This is a genomic window from Rhizobium hidalgonense, assembly GCF_002914525.1.
GTDB lineage: Bacteria > Pseudomonadota > Alphaproteobacteria > Rhizobiales > Rhizobiaceae > Rhizobium > Rhizobium hidalgonense.
On the sequence record NZ_LODW01000059.1, the window covers coordinates 120,953 to 135,557 of the forward strand.

A 14,605-nucleotide genomic window follows, 5' to 3' on the forward strand; every position below is an offset into this window, starting at 1 on the left:
TGGGTAAAACTTGGCCGCCTGATGGTGTTCGTGCTGTATGGCTTGCCGGGATTGATAATGGATAACGCGAATGAACAAGGTTCTCCTCATCGACGACGATGCCGAGCTGACGACGCTTCTGCAGGAATATCTGGTCGAGGAAGGATATGACGTTGTCACCGATACCGACGGGCGCGCCGCCATTGCTGCGGCTGCCGGTAATACGGTCGACATCATCGTGCTCGACATCATGATGCCCCGGATGAACGGCATCGAAGTCCTGCAGCGGATCAGGAAGCTGAGCCAGGTGCCCGTGCTGATGCTGACGGCCAGAGGCGACGACGTGGACAGGATATCCGGTCTCAATCTCGGCGCCGACGACTATGTGCCGAAGCCATGTTCGCCGGGCGAACTTGCCGCGAGGCTGCGCGCCATCCTGCGCCGGGCGGGTCAGCCGGCGGCCGGCGCCGCGAACGACACGGTGAGGGCGGGGCGGTTGGTTATCCATCCGGGCAGCAGGATCGCCGAGTGGCGCGGCGAGACCCTTGACCTGACCGGCACCGAGTTCAGCCTGCTCGAAGTTCTCGCCCGCAGCGCCGGCCAGCTCGTGTCGAAACAGGATATTTCGAAGCGGGCGTTCGGCAAGCCGCTCACCCCGTTCGACCGCCGGATCGACGTCCATATCAGCAGCGTTCGCCAGAAGCTCGGACTGAGGGAGGACGGGCAATCCTGGATCCAGTCCGTTCGCGGCCAGGGCTATCAACTTCTCGTGGATTGACCATGCCCCGGCTTTTCTGGAAGTTCTTCGCGACAATCTGGTTGACGCTGGCAACGACGCTCGCGGTCATCATCGTGATCGTCAACCTGTTTCAGATCCCGCCCCCCGGCCGCGATCGGGAGTACCAGGAGCGGGCGATCATTCTGAAGCTGACGGCGAACGTGCTTGCCAGGGATGGCGAGGACGCCGCCGCGCGCTTCGTCCGCAGCAGCCAAGATGCGGTGCCGCTTGGCCTGACGCTGTCGAAAATCGCCGATTCAACAGTGTGCGGAGACGAGAGCACGGCCGAGGCGAGATCCATCCTCAAGGGCGGAACTTGTTACCGGATCTCCGTGGCGCCGGAAGCCAGCTTCTTTCTCAACGTGATGGACAATCTGGCTCTGCTGGTGCCGTGGCTTTCGATTTTCGTTTCGAGCACGGTCGCAGCGGCAGCACTCGCCAGATACCTCATTCGTCCCGTCGTCCACCTTCGCGACGGGCTGAGTGCGCTTGCCCATGGCCGCTTCGACGTCCGTATTGGAGAGAAGATGGCGGGACGCAGGGACGAGGTCACCGCACTTGCGCATGATTTCGATTCCACCGCTGCCAGGCTTCAGGAGCTTCAGGCTGCGCAGCAGAGGCTCTTCCATGACGTGTCTCACGAACTGCGTTCGCCCTTGTCCCGCCTGCAGGCTGCCGTCGGCGTGCTCCGGCAGAGCCCGGCCAAACTCGGCGCCATGCTGGACCGGATGGACCGGGAGGTCGAACGGCTCGATGCGCTGGTGGGCGAAGTTCTGACCCTTGCCAGGCTGACGGCAGGGTCCGGCCTGCCGCTGCAGACGCAGGCGGTCGACGTCATCGAGCTGCTGAACGAAATCCTCGGCGATGCGGCTTTCGAGGCCCAGGCACGGGAGGTCTCGATCACGACGAGTGTCGAGGGCGTCTTCCGGGCCGAGGTCGAGGGCGAGCTGATCTACCGGGCGCTCGAAAACGTCGTTCGCAACGCCGTCAAATATACGGCCGATCATTCGTCCATCTCGGTGTCCTGCGAGACGACAGCTGACCGCCTCAAAATCTCCGTTACGGACCAGGGGCCGGGCGTCAAACGGGATGAACTCGAACGCATCTTCCAGCCGTTCTCACGCGGGAAAGACGCGGTGCCGAGAGGCGGATACGGTCTCGGTCTCGCCATCACCAGGCAGGCCATCGAACGTCATGGCGGGCGCGTGCATGCGTCATTGCCGGAGGCGGGGGGGCTGGCGATCACCCTGGAGCTTCCGAGAAGGCGCTGATCCCTTCTGCCGGCTTTTACCTAACTTTACAGTTTCTTAACCGCCATTAACGCTGGCGTCGCTAAGCCTGAACCCACGATCCAGGTTCGGAAGGCTCCCCAGTGAGTACGTCGCTTTGCACAAGACTATCATCCCTCCGCTACGCGACATCGGCACTCGCGCTTCTGCTGGCAGGCTGCGTCAGCGGCCCGGATCACGTTCCTCCGCAGATGCCGCTTCCGGCGAAATTCGAAGAGGGGAGCAGCAAGAGCAACGGCAATGTCGTGACGGCCGAGTGGTGGACCGCTTATCGCGACAAGCGGCTCGACGACCTGGTAACCCACGGCCTCGCCGAGAACCTCGATGTGCTGCAGGCACTCGAAAGCATCAATTCGGCTTCAGCCAATGTCACGGTTGCCGGCGCCGGCGCCCTGCCGAGCCTGACGGTCGACGGATCGCATACGCTATCCGGCGAGAAGGGGCGGTTGCGCACGACCGTCGGCACGACGAACACGTCAGGCGGGGAGGCCAGCCTTTCCTGGCTGCTCGACATCTTCGGCCAGTACCGCCGCTCGAAGGAGAGTGCGCTTGCCTCGCTGGGGGCCGCCTATGCGACGGCCGACAATGCAAAGCTCACCTTCCTGAAAGACCTGGTCGAGAGCTATATCGACGCGCGCTATTATCAGGAGCGGATCGCGCTTTCACAGACGAGCTTGAAATCCCGCCAGCAGACTTACGAACTCACGCAGCTGCAGCTGAAAGCCGGTGCGGCCTCCCGCCTCGACGTCGTTCAGGCCGAAGGCTTGGTACAGTCGACGAAGTCCGACATTCCCGGCCTCGAACAGAGCTTCACCGAATCGGCCCATCACATTGCTACTCTGCTCGGGATGCCGGCAGCTTCGCTGACGGACGAACTGCGGAAGGGTGTAGGCCAGCCGGTTTTCCGCGGTGACATTCGCGCCGGCATTCCGGCCGATCTCCTCCGCAACCGTCCCGATATAAGAAAGGCCGAACGCGAGTTGGCCGCTGCCGTCGCCGATATCGGTGCTGCCGAAGCCCAGCTTTACCCGTCGATCGCGCTTTCCGGCTCAATTTCGCCGAGCTGGGTCAAACCATCGGGCGCCAGCGGCGCCAGCCTGACCAGTTGGTCCTTCGGACCATCGCTCAACCTGCCGATCTTCGATGGCGGCAAATTGCGGGCCAATGTCAATATCGAGAAATCCGATGCCAGAACGCAATATCTGGCGTGGAAAGCGGCGGTGTTAAACGGTGTCGAAGAGGTCGAAAACGCGCTTTCGGCCGTTCGCCGTGACACGCAGAAGCTCGAGCCATTGCGCAGGCAGGTAGAGACGTCGCAGGAATCGCTGGCGCTTTCGACCACGAGCTACAAGGACGGCGCCTCGTCGCTGCTCGACGTGCTGGACGCGCAGCGTTCGGTCTCCGATGCTCAAGCAAGTCTTGCGGCCGCGGTGCAGCAGGTCGCCAAGGATTATGTCGATCTCTACGTCGCCATCGGCGCTGGTTACCTCGGGCCGGAGCATGCCGCTGCCAAGCCAACGGCAAAATCGGGCTGATTCGCCGTCACTTCGGCCTATCGCCCGGCGCTTTCCAGAAGGCGGAGCGCGAGCTTGAGATGCGGCAAGTCGAGCATGCGCCCGTCAAGCTGGATGACGCCGGCGTCGGGCCGGGCGGCAAAGGCGGCGGCGACTTTCTCTGCCCAGGCGATTTCGGAAACGTCAGGCGTGAAGGCGTGATTGATCGCTTCGACCTGGCTCGGATGGATGGCCATCATGCCTGAAAAGCCGTCGCGCCGGGCGCGGCCGACATAGGCGCTCAGACCCTTGAGATCGCGGAAATCGGGATAGACGGTTTCGATCGCGGGAACGGCGGCGGCATGGGCCGCGAACAGCGTCAGCGAGCGCGCAAGTTCGTAAGGCGGGGTATAACGGCCATCCGTCCTCCGCGCAGTCGTAGCCCCGATCGCGGCGGGCAGATCCTCGGCGCCCCAGGTCAGGCCGCAAAGGTTCGCCGAGACCTCCCGGTAGCTGCCGATCTCGAAGATCGCGGATGGCGTTTCGGTGGCGATCGGCAGGATGGGAATGGCTGGCGTCAGCGAGACTGCGAGTTTGCGCACGGAAGCGGCGCCCTCGGCCTTCGGCAACATGACGGCGAAGGGATGAAGGCCGCTGAGAGCGGCAAGGTCGGCTTCGAATTCGGGGGAGGTCAGGGGATTGATGCGGATCAGGAGTGCGGTCTGGCCACCATAGCGGAGGACGAATTCGCGCACGGCCTCCCGTGCTCGCGGCTTGTTCGCTGGCGAAACCGAATCTTCCAGATCGACAATGACGGCATCGGCGCCGGAGGCGAGCGCTTTTTCGAAACGCTCCGGCCGGTCGGCGGGCACGAAGAGCAACGAGCGCAGCCTCATGACGGTTTCACCTTCAGCATCGCCGTGCGCAGGCACTGGCAGACGATCTCTTCACGCTGGTTCAACGTGACATGCCGGAAGGTGACGATACCGGCATCGGGGCGGGAGTTCGAGCGGCGCAGCTCTGTCACCTCGGTTTCCACCCGCAGCGTGTCGCCGATGAAGACCGGTTTCGGCATCGTCACCTTGTCATAGCCGAGATTGGCGACGAGCGTGCCGAGCGTGGTGTCGCCGACCGAAAGGCCGACGGTCAGCGCAAAGGTGAAGGTGCCGTTGACGACGATCCGGCCGAATTCGGTGCCGGCGGCATAATCGGCATCGAGATGCAGCGGCTGCGGATTGTGGGATAGCGTCGTGAACAGCAGGTTGTCGGTCTCGGTAACCGTGCGACGGATTGCGTGGGCGATGCGGTCGCCGACCGTCCACTCGTCGAAATAGCGGCCGGCCATCATGCCTCCTCCTTGATGACACTGATGACTAGCTGGTTTTCCGAGACCCTGGCCCCAGTGGAAACCTGCAATTTTCCGACGATGCCGTCGAAGGGTGCGCGCAACGCATGTTCCATCTTCATCGCTTCCACCGTCAATAGACGGTCCCCCTTGGCGACAGGGTCGCCTTCGGCGACATCCACCGAGATGACGAGGCCTGGCATGGGCGAAAGGATCGCGCCGTCGCCCGCGCCGTGATTTGCCTCGATTTCGCCCGCATGGGGCAGGCCGATCGACCAGGCATTTCCCGCATCGAAAAGCACGGTCGCCTCGTCCATCTCGATAACGTTTGCTTCGAGATCGGCGCGCGCGCGTCCCCAATGGAGGTGACCGTCGATGCGCAGGCGCACGCGGCTGTCGCTTGGCCCGGCAATGCGGAAGCCGGCAAGTGCGGACCAGGGGTCGCCACACGTATCCTTCGAAAGTGCCGTGGCTGCCCTGTCGATGACCGTCTCGTCAGGCTCGCTTGTGACAAGGCTTTCGCCGTGGCGGTCGAGAAAGCCGGTATCGATGCGTGCGGCGCGAAAATCCGGATCGACGGCGATGCGGGCGAGCAGGCCGGCATTGGATCTGACCGGCCAGACCTCGATGCCGGTGCAGGCGGCTGCGAGCTTCGACAGTGCGGCCTCGCGGGTCGGTCCATGCGCAACGATCTTGGCGATCATCGGATCGTAGAAGGCGGTGATCTCATTGCCCTGTTCGACGCCGCTATCGACGCGGACCCTCGCCGGGAGTTTGAGATGTTCGAGCCGGCCGATCGAAGGCAGATAGCCCGCGGCGGGATTTTCGGCATAGAGCCGGGCTTCGAAGGCCCAGCCGTTGATGACGATCTCGTCCTGGCTTTTCGGCAGCGGCTCGCCGCTCGCGACCTTCAGCTGCCAGAGCACCAGATCCTCGCCTGTTATGGCTTCTGTGACCGGATGCTCCACCTGCAGGCGCGTATTCATCTCCATGAACCAGATACGGTCGGGATGCAGGCCTTGAGAAGCGTCGGCGATGAATTCGATGGTGCCGGCGCCGACATAGTTCACCGCTTTTGCCGCTTTCACCGCCGCATCGCAGATCGCAGCGCGGGTGGCGGCATCGAGGCCGGGGGCAGGGGCCTCCTCGATGACCTTCTGGTGACGGCGCTGCAGCGAACAATCGCGTTCGAAGAGGTGGACGCAGTTGCCGAACGTGTCGGCAAAGACCTGCACCTCGATATGGCGCGGATTGGCGATATAGCGTTCGATCAGGACGCGGTCGTCGCCGAAGGCGGCGGCTGCCTCGCGGCGGCAGGAGGCGAGAAGCTCGGCAAAATCCTGCGGGCGGTCGACGCGGCGCATGCCCTTGCCGCCGCCGCCGGCAACCGCCTTGATGAGCACGGGATAACCGATGGCATCGGCCTCGGCCGCCAGTCTTGCTTCGCTCTGGTCCGGCCCGAGATAGCCCGGGGTGACGGGCACGCCGGCTGCCTGCATCAGTTCCTTGGCGGCATCCTTAAGCCCCATCGCCCGGATGGCAGCCGGCGGCGCGCCGACCCAGATGATTCCGGCCATCTCAACCGCTTCGGCAAATTCGGCATTTTCCGACAGGAAACCATAACCGGGATGGATGGCGGCAGCACCGGTTTTGCGGGCTGCTTCCAGGATGCGGTCCGGCGAGAGATAGCTTTCGCGAGCCAGGGAGGGGCCGATGGCGATTGCCTCGTCCGCTTCTCTCACGAAAGGCAAGCCGGCATCGGCTTCGGAATAAACGACGATCGTGCGGATGCCCGCAAGCTTTGCGGTGCGGATGATGCGGCGGGCGATTTCGCCCCGGTTGGCAATGAGCAGGCTTTCCATCATATCGCGCCTCACATCCGGAACAGGCCGAAGCGCGGCCCTTTCGGGATCGGCGTATTCAGGCAGGCGGAAAAGGCAAGACCCAGCACATCGCGCGTCTGGCGCGGGTCGATGATGCCGTCGTCCCAGAGGCGGGCGGTGGCATAATAGGGATTGCCCTCCGCCTCGTAGCCGGCGCGGATCGGCGCCTTGAAGGCCTTCTCGTCGCCAACAGGCCAGTTCTCGCCGCGCGCCTCCATTGCGTCGCGGCGGATGGTGGCGAGAACGGAGGCCGCCTGTTCGCCGCCCATGACGCTGATGCGGCTGTTCGGCCAGGTAAAGAGGAAACGCGGGCGATAGGCGCGGCCGCACATGCCGTAATTGCCGGCGCCGAAGCTGCCGCCGATGATGACGGTGACCTTCGGCACGGTCGCGGTGGCGACCGCCGTCACCAGCTTTGCCCCATCCTTGGCGATGCCGCCCGCCTCATAGCGGCCGCCGACCATGAAGCCGGAGATATTCTGCAGAAAGAGCAGCGGCACCCGGCGCTGACAGGCGAGCTCGATGAAATGCGCGCCCTTCAGCGCACTTTCGGAAAACAGCACGCCGTTATTGGCGATGACGGCAACCGGCATGCCCCAGATGCGGGCGAAGCCGCAGATGAGCGTTGTGCCGTAGAGCGGTTTGAACTCATGCAGTTCCGAGCCGTCGACGATCCGGCCGATCACCTCGCGCACGTCATAGGGCGAGCGCACGTCATCGGGGATGAGGCCGTGGAGATCCTCGGGATCGAGTTTCGGCGGCCGCGGAGGCTGGATGTCGATATCGACCGATTTCACGCTGTTGAGGCTGGCGACGATATCGCGCACGAGGAGCAGCGCATGTTCGTCGTTCTCGGCGACATGATCGACGACGCCGGAGCGGCGGCCATGGGTTTCGGCGCCGCCGAGTTCTTCGGCCGAGATGATCTCGCCGGTGGCGGCTTTGACCAGCGGCGGGCCGGCGAGGAAGATCGTGCCCTGATTGCGCACGATCACCGTTTCATCAGACATGGCCGGCACATAGGCGCCGCCGGCCGTGCAGCTTCCCATGACGCAGGCAATCTGCGGAATGCCTTCGGCCGACATCTGCGCCTGGTTGTAGAAGATCGCGCCGAAATGATCGCGGTCGGGAAAGACTTCAGCCTGATGCGGAAGATTGGCGCCGCCGCTATCGACCAGGTAGATACAGGGCAGCCGGTTCTGCAGGGCGATCTCCTGCGCCCTGAGATGTTTCTTCACCGTCAGGGGGTAATAAGCGCCGCCCTTTACCGTCGCGTCATTGGCAACGATCATCACCTCGCGGCCGGATACGCGGCCGATGCCAGCGATGATGCCGGCGCCGGGCGCCTCGTCGCCGTACATGCCGTTGGCCGCCAGCGTGCCGATCTCCAGGAAGGGGCTGCCGGCATCGAGAAGCAACTGGATGCGGTCGCGCGGCAGGAGCTTGCCTTTGCCGGTGTGGCGTTCGCGCGCCGTCGGCGATCCGCCCTCGCGCGCCTTTGCCGAACGGTCTTGGAGTTCGGCGACGAGGGCTCGATTCTTGGCTGTGTTGGCTTGGAAGCTTTCGCTGTCGCGGTCGATCGCCGTCGAAATCACGGTCATGATGCGATGAGCTCCCGGCCGATGAGATAGCGGCGGATTTCATTCGTGCCGGCGCCGATATCATACAGCTTCGCATCGCGTAAAAAGCGCTCGACCGGCCACTCCTTGGTATAACCGGCCCCGCCGAGCGCCTGGATCGCCTCCAGCGACACTTTGACGGCATTCTCGCTGGCAAAGAGGATCGCGGCCGCCGCATCCGTGCGCGTCGTGCGGCCGGCATCGCAGGCCCGGGCGACGGAATAGACATAGGCGCGCGCCGAATTCAGCGCGACATACATGTCGGCGATCTTGGCCTGCATCAGCTGGAAATCGCCGATCGCTTTGCCGAACTGCTTGCGATCGCGCACATAGGGCAGCACGACATCGAGGCAGGCCTGCATGATGCCGAGCGGACCGCCAGCAAGCACCGTGCGCTCGTAGTCGAGGCCGGACATCAGGATTTTCACGCCTTCTCCCTCCCGGCCCATCAGCGCCTCGGCCGGCACCTCGCTATCCTCGAAGACCAGCTCGGCAGTGTCGCTGCCGCGCATGCCGAGCTTGGAGAGCTTTTTCGAGACGCTGAAACCGGGCAGGCCTTTTTCGATGATGAAGGCGGAGATGCCTTTCGCGCCGGCGGCCGGATCGGTCTTGGCGTAGACGACGAGCACATCGGCATGCGGCGCATTGGTGATCCAGAACTTGGTGCCGTTCAGGATATAGCGGTCTCCCTTTGGCTCGGCACGCAGTCGCATCGAGACGACATCCGAACCGGCGCCGGCCTCGGACATGGCAAGCGAGCCGACATGTTCGCCGGAGATCAGCTTCGGCAGGTAGTGGCGTTTCTGCTCCGTCGAGGCCCAACGGCGGATCTGGTTGACGCAGAGATTGGAATGCGCGCCGTAGCTAAGACCCACCGAGGCCGAGGCGCGCGAGACTTCCTCCATGGCGACGACATGCTCGAGATAACCGAGACCGGCGCCGCCGAACTCTTCCTCGACGGTGATGCCATGCAGGCCGAGTGCGCCCATTTCGGGCCAGATCTGGCGCGGAAACGTGTTGCTTTCGTCGATTTCCGCAGCCAGCGGAGCAATCTGATCGGCAGCAAATCGCGCCGTCGTTTCACGGATCGCGTCCGCAGTTTCCCCGAGCGAGAAATCAAACATGGCACTCCTCCCGCTGAAATATGTAGCGCGGGTTGCGAAAGGTTCAAAGTGCCTCGGAAGGAGGTGTGCAAGAACTCTGTTTTCTTGAAAACATGGAAAACATGGAATATATGGAAATAACGTGGGAGATTTTATCATGCGACAGTTCACGACAGGGGATCTCAACAAGCAGGTCGGCGACGTTACCGATGCTGCGAGCCGCGAACCGATCGTTCTCACCCGGCATAACAAGCCGCGTTTCGTGCTGATGAGCTATGAGCACTACGAACGGATGCGTAGCGGCATGGATCCGCGTCGCGCCCATACTACCTCGGAGATGCCGGATGAGCATGCCGAATTGTTCGGTGAGTCGATCGAGCGACTGGCACAGGGCGAAGGCTACGACGATGAGCCATGAGTTTCGCCCCGGTGAGGTGATAAGCTATCCTTATCTCTGGGCATGGCAGCAGCAACGCGGCGAGACAGAAGGACGAAAACCGCGACCGGTCTGTATCGTGATCGCAATTCGTAGTGCGCGTGACGGAAATACGCACCTTGTGCTCCTGGCAATTACCACGCAGCCGCCGCAGGCGGGGAGAATTGCCCTTGAAATTCCCGATATCGAGCGTCGGCGGGCCGGCCTTGGAGATCTCAAGCAGAGCTGGATCGTCGTAGACGAATACAATTACGATATCGTCGAGCACTCCTGGTACATCGAGCCCTATCAGGCAGTCCTCGGTCGCTTCAGCAAATCCTTCGTGATGAAAATTGCCGCGTTGTTCGCAAAAGTGCGAAGTCAATCGGGTCAAGTTAAGCGGTTCGACTGACCCTACGATAGATTCTCTGCTTCCTCTCGCCGGAAAGTCTCAGGGCTCTTGCCCACCCATTTCCGGAAGGCTCGAAAGAAGGCACTGGGTTCGGAATAGCCGAGTTGCACGGCGATCTCGCCGATCGTTTTCGAGGTATTCAGCAGCAGTTCGACGGCGAGGTCCCGGCGGATGTCGTCCTTTATGGCGGCATAGCTTTGTCCCTCGTCGTGCAGACGGTGGCGCAGCGTCGAGGGCGGCATGCGCATGTCGGCGGCGAGTTCGGCGAAGCTGCGCCACGTGGCCGGCGTCACCTGGTTCAATCGCCGGCGGACGGCGGCGGCGATGCCGGCATCGTAGCGGTAGCGCACCAGAATATTGGCGGGCGCGCCGCGCAGGAACTGTTTCAACGCCAGCTCGCTGCGTGAAATCGGTAGGTCGAGCAGGGCGCTGTCGAAGCCGAGCCGGCTGACCGGTTGCGAGAAGCGTACTGGTGCGCCGAAGAAAAGCCGGTAGTCGGCGCCTTGCTTCGGCTCGGCGCAGCAAAAATCGACGAGCCGGATCGGAATGCGCCGGCCGACCAGCCAGCAGGTGATCCCGTGCAGGATGATCCAGTAGGTGCGGTAGGCGAAAGCCGAGCGCGGGCCGCCGGCATCCTGGAGCTCGACCTCGGCGAGGCCGTCGCGAATGACGAGCCTGCCGCAGGGGTCGTCGAGCACGACATCGAGGAAGCGCAGCGCCCGGCGCAGCGCATGACCGAGCGTCGGTGCATGCAGCACGCAATGGCAAAGCAGCGTGAAGCTGCCGCTGCGCATCGGACGGCAGCCCATGCCGAAGAATTCATCATCGAGTTCGGCGGCGATCGCCAGCCAGAGCGCGCCATAGGTTTCCGCCGAAACCGGCTGGTCGATGACGACCGGCAGCCCAACGCGGTCAAGGATCGGTTCCGTCGGCTTGCCCAGCCGCCGCAGGCTGTCGAGCGCCTCCTCGACAAAGCCCGGTGCGATCATCCGTCGCTCGATCTCGGCCATATCAAACCTCACGCTATGGCAAAACTGGCCGAAATAATGGAGCACTTCTGTCATCGCTTGCAATAGGCGGAGTGAATAAAATCATCTCTGCCGGTTGCGCTTCGAGGAGGGCATGGCCGGCGGGGAGGAACAGATTGATGCTGATCCGTGGAGCAAGTTTCATCATCACCGGCGGCGGTTCCGGGCTGGGAGCGGCGACGGCGCGCATGCTGGTCGAGGCCGGCGGACGCGTGACGATTGCTGATCTCAACGTCGACGCGGGCGAAAGGATTGCCCGGGAATTCGGCAGCGATGCCCGCTTCGTCAAAGCCGACGTGACCGATGGCGAGGGTGGGGCTGCGGTGGTCGCCGCAGCGGTGGAAGCCTTCGGCGCCTTGCACGGCTTGGTCAATTGCGCCGGCATTGCGCCGGCCGAAAAGGTGATCGGCCGCGACGGGCCGCACCGGCTGGAGAGTTTTGAGCGCACCATCAGCATCAATCTCATCGGCACGTTCAACATGATCCGGCTTGCCGCAGCAGCGATCCGGACGGCGGAGCCGGATGCGGAAGGCGAACGCGGCGTCATCGTCAACACCGCGTCGGCTGCCGCCTTCGACGGCCAGATCGGCCAGGCGGCTTATGCCGCTTCCAAAGGCGGGGTGGCGGCGATGACCTTGCCGATTGCCCGCGAGCTTGCCCGCCACGGCATCCGCGTCGTCTCGATCGCGCCCGGCATTTTCGAGACGCCGATGATGGCCGGCATGCCGGCCGAGGTTCAGGCAGCCCTTGGCCAAAGCGTGCCCTTTCCGCCGAGGCTCGGCCGGCCGGCGGAATTTGCCGGGCTGGTGCGCCATATCTTTGAAAACAACATGCTGAACGGCGAGGTCATCCGCCTCGACGGGGCATTGCGAATGGGCGCGCGGTAAGCGCTTGCCCGAAGGAGGAAAGATGGCACAGCAGGATCCCATCGTCATCGTCGGTGCGGCACGCACGCCGATCGGCAGTTTCCAGGGAGAGCTGAAGGAGGCGACGGCGCCGGGCCTCGGAGCTGCGGCAATCCGCGCGGCGCTGCAGAGCAGCCGCGTCGAGGCCGAGGCGATCGAGGAGGTCGTCTTCGGCTGCGTGCTGCCGGCAGGCCTGGGGCAGGCGCCGGCGCGACAGGCGGCGATCCATGCCGGCCTGCCTTTTTCGACCGGGGCCAGCACCGTCAACAAGATGTGCGGCTCCGGCATGAAGGCGGTCATGATGGCCCATGATCTGATCGCCGCCGGCAGCGGCTCGATAGCCGTCGCGGGCGGCATGGAAAGCATGACGAATGCGCCCTATCTCCTTGATCGAGCCCGCGCCGGCTATAGGCTCGGCCATGGGCGTGTCGTGGATCATATGTTCCTCGACGGGCTGGAGGATGCTTATGACAAGGGGCGCTTGATGGGCAGCTTCGCGGAGGAATGCGCTGAGGCCTATCAGTTCACGCGCGAGGCGCAGGATAATTACGCCATCACCTCTCTGACGCGGGCGCAGAAGGCGATCGCGGAGGGCAGTTTCGAAAGCGAGATCGTGCCGGTCACGGTGAAATCGGGGCGGACCGAGCAGGTGGCGAGCCGCGACGAACAACCCGGCAAGGCCAGGCTCGACAAGATCCCGACCCTGAAGCCCGCCTTCCGCGACGGCGGCACGGTGACGGCCGCCAATTCCAGCTCGATTTCCGATGGCGCGGCAGCCTTGGTGCTGATGCGCCGCTCCGAGGCCGAGCATCGCGGCCTGACGCCGCTCGCCACGATCCTCGGCCACGCCACCCATTCACAGGCGCCTAATCTTTTCGCCACCGCACCGATCGGCGCGCTGCAGAAGCTGTCGGACCGCACCGGCATGGCAATCTCGGACGTCGATCTCTTCGAAATCAACGAGGCTTTCGCCGTCGTCGCCATGGCGGCGATGCGCGATCTCGACCTGCCGCATGAAAAGGTCAATGTTCATGGCGGTGCCTGCGCGCTGGGCCATCCGATCGGCGCGTCGGGCGCCCGCATCCTTGTGACGCTGCTTGCGGCGCTTGCGCGCTACGATCTGAAGCGCGGCATGGCCGCGCTCTGCATCGGCGGCGGCGAGGCGACGGCCGTCGCCATCGAGCGGACTGAGGGGAGGGCAGGCAGATGATCCTTTCCGACCTTCAGCAGCAGATCTCAGATGTCGCCCGCGATTTTGCCCGCGATCGGCTGGCGCCGGGGGCAGCCAGACGCGACCGGGAGCATCTCTTCCCGCGTGAGGAACTGCAGGAGATGGGCGAGCTCGGGTTGCTTGGCATGCTGGTGCCGGAGGCCTATGGCGGCTCGGATACCGGTGTGCTCGCCTATGCTGCAGCACTCGAGGAGATTGCCGCCGGCGACGGGCCGTGCTCGACGATCATGAGCGTGCATAGCTCCGTCGGCTGCGTGCCGATCCTCAAATTCGGCACCGAGGAGCAGCGGCAGCGCTTCCTGCCGAAACTCGCAAGCGGCGAATGGATCGGCGGCTTTGCATTGACCGAGGCGCAAGCCGGTTCCGATGCCTCGAACCTGAAAACCCGGGCGCGGCGTGACGGCGACCACTACGTGATCGACGGCGCCAAGCAGTTCATCACCTCGGGAAAGAACGGCAATGTCATCATCGTCTTTGCGGTTACCGATCCCGACGCCGGCAAGAAGGGCATCACCGCCTTCATCGTGCCGACGGAGACGCCGGGCTACGAGGTGATCCGCGTCGAGGAAAAGCTCGGGCTGCATTCCACCGATACCTGTCAGATTGCCTTCAACGCCATGTGCATTCCTGCGGATTTGAGGTTGGGCGCGGAAGGCGAAGGCTATCGCATCGCGCTTGCCAATCTCGAGGGCGGGCGGATCGGCATTGCGGCGCAGGCGGTCGGCATGGCGCGGGCGGCTTTCGAGGCGGCGCGCGACTACGCTAGGGAGCGCACCGCGTTCGGCAAGCCGATTTTCGAACATCAGGCCGTTGCCTTCCGTCTTGCCGATATGGCGGTGCGGATCGAGGCAGCGCGCCAGCTCGTCTTTCACGCGGCTTCCCTCAGGGAAGCCGGGCTGCCCTGCCTGTCGGAGGCGTCGATGGCAAAACTCTTTGCCTCGGAGATGGCCGAACGCGTCTGCTCGGACGCGATCCAGATCCATGGGGGTTATGGCTACATGGCCGATTATCCGGCCGAGCGCATCTACCGCGATGTGCGCATCTGCCAGATCTATGAGGGAACGAGCGACGTGCAGCGCATGGTGATCGCCCGCAATCTATAAGAACCACATCCGGCCCTGCTTC

Annotated in this window: 14 protein-coding genes; 8 read left to right on the plus strand and 6 right to left on the minus strand. The window is 63.7% G+C overall.

The genetic code is table 11. The features are described 5' to 3' along the window. Positions 1–70 precede the first annotated feature (70 nt). The 3 genes from ATY29_RS18005 (at position 71) to ATY29_RS18015 (ending at position 3,581) form a co-directional block, all read left to right on the plus strand. Positions 71–757 (plus strand): response regulator, encoded by a 687-nt coding sequence (locus ATY29_RS18005; protein ID WP_003572404.1) that lies wholly within the window; start codon positions 71–73, stop codon positions 755–757. Between the two features lie 2 nt (positions 758–759). Next, positions 760–2,028 carry a HAMP domain-containing sensor histidine kinase gene (locus ATY29_RS18010; RefSeq protein WP_097532916.1) on the plus strand — a complete coding sequence of 423 codons (1,269 nt, stop codon included), beginning with the start codon at positions 760–762 and terminating at the stop codon, positions 2,026–2,028. Between the two features lie 101 nt (positions 2,029–2,129). After that, positions 2,130–3,581: an efflux transporter outer membrane subunit gene (locus ATY29_RS18015; protein WP_097532917.1), complete on the plus strand. Its 1,452-nt coding sequence runs from the start codon at positions 2,130–2,132 to the stop codon at positions 3,579–3,581. A 17-nt stretch (positions 3,582–3,598) separates the two neighbouring features. Here the strand turns inward: ATY29_RS18015 and ATY29_RS18020 are convergent, their stop codons facing one another. From ATY29_RS18020 to ATY29_RS18040, 5 genes are read right to left on the minus strand one after another with little or no spacing between them, the layout of a single operon-like run. Continuing rightward, positions 3,599–4,435 (minus strand): HpcH/HpaI aldolase/citrate lyase family protein, encoded by an 837-nt coding sequence (locus ATY29_RS18020; RefSeq protein WP_003572401.1) that lies wholly within the window; start codon positions 4,433–4,435, stop codon positions 3,599–3,601. Then, positions 4,432–4,884, minus strand: a complete 453-nt coding sequence (locus ATY29_RS18025) for a MaoC family dehydratase (protein WP_097532918.1) — start codon at positions 4,882–4,884, stop codon at positions 4,432–4,434. The genes ATY29_RS18020 and ATY29_RS18025 overlap by 4 nt, the downstream gene beginning before the upstream one ends. Next, positions 4,884–6,749 (minus strand): acetyl/propionyl/methylcrotonyl-CoA carboxylase subunit alpha, encoded by a 1,866-nt coding sequence (locus ATY29_RS18030; protein WP_097532919.1) that lies wholly within the window; start codon positions 6,747–6,749, stop codon positions 4,884–4,886. The genes ATY29_RS18025 and ATY29_RS18030 overlap by 1 nt, the downstream gene beginning before the upstream one ends. Positions 6,750–6,757: 8 nt before the next feature. Beyond that, the gene (locus ATY29_RS18035) at positions 6,758–8,368 is read right to left on the minus strand and encodes a carboxyl transferase domain-containing protein (RefSeq protein ID WP_097532920.1); all 1,611 of its coding nucleotides are present in this window, start codon (positions 8,366–8,368) and stop codon (positions 6,758–6,760) included. Next, positions 8,365–9,510 carry an isovaleryl-CoA dehydrogenase gene (locus ATY29_RS18040; RefSeq protein WP_097532921.1) on the minus strand — a complete coding sequence of 382 codons (1,146 nt, stop codon included), beginning with the start codon at positions 9,508–9,510 and terminating at the stop codon, positions 8,365–8,367. Before ATY29_RS18040 ends, ATY29_RS18035 begins: the two co-directional genes overlap by 4 nt. Positions 9,511–9,646: 136 nt before the next feature. Here ATY29_RS18040 and ATY29_RS18045 point away from each other — a divergent pair, with 136 nt between their 5' ends. Continuing rightward, a complete protein-coding gene (locus tag ATY29_RS18045; protein WP_097532922.1) occupies positions 9,647–9,907 on the plus strand; it encodes a type II toxin-antitoxin system Phd/YefM family antitoxin in 261 nt (86 codons plus the stop codon). Further along, positions 9,897–10,316: a hypothetical protein gene (locus ATY29_RS18050; RefSeq protein ID WP_097532923.1), complete on the plus strand. Its 420-nt coding sequence runs from the start codon at positions 9,897–9,899 to the stop codon at positions 10,314–10,316. The genes ATY29_RS18045 and ATY29_RS18050 overlap by 11 nt, the downstream gene beginning before the upstream one ends. Positions 10,317–10,318: 2 nt before the next feature. Here ATY29_RS18050 and ATY29_RS18055 read toward each other — a convergent pair whose 3' ends face one another. Continuing rightward, positions 10,319–11,380 (minus strand): AraC family transcriptional regulator, encoded by a 1,062-nt coding sequence (locus ATY29_RS18055; RefSeq protein WP_097532924.1) that lies wholly within the window; start codon positions 11,378–11,380, stop codon positions 10,319–10,321. Between the two features lie 83 nt (positions 11,381–11,463). Between ATY29_RS18055 and ATY29_RS18060 the strand changes: the two genes are divergently transcribed. The 3 genes from ATY29_RS18060 to ATY29_RS18070 are packed head-to-tail and all read left to right on the plus strand — an operon-like array spanning position 11,464 to position 14,583. Further along, positions 11,464–12,231: a 3-hydroxyacyl-CoA dehydrogenase gene (locus ATY29_RS18060; RefSeq protein ID WP_003572391.1), complete on the plus strand. Its 768-nt coding sequence runs from the start codon at positions 11,464–11,466 to the stop codon at positions 12,229–12,231. A 22-nt stretch (positions 12,232–12,253) separates the two neighbouring features. Further along, the gene (locus ATY29_RS18065; RefSeq protein ID WP_097532925.1) at positions 12,254–13,459 is read left to right on the plus strand and encodes an acetyl-CoA C-acyltransferase; all 1,206 of its coding nucleotides are present in this window, start codon (positions 12,254–12,256) and stop codon (positions 13,457–13,459) included. Beyond that, on the plus strand, positions 13,456–14,583 hold the full coding sequence (locus tag ATY29_RS18070; RefSeq protein WP_097532926.1) for an acyl-CoA dehydrogenase family protein: 1,128 nt from the start codon (positions 13,456–13,458) through the stop codon (positions 14,581–14,583). Before ATY29_RS18065 ends, ATY29_RS18070 begins: the two co-directional genes overlap by 4 nt. The last annotated feature ends 22 nt before the right edge of the window (positions 14,584–14,605 follow it).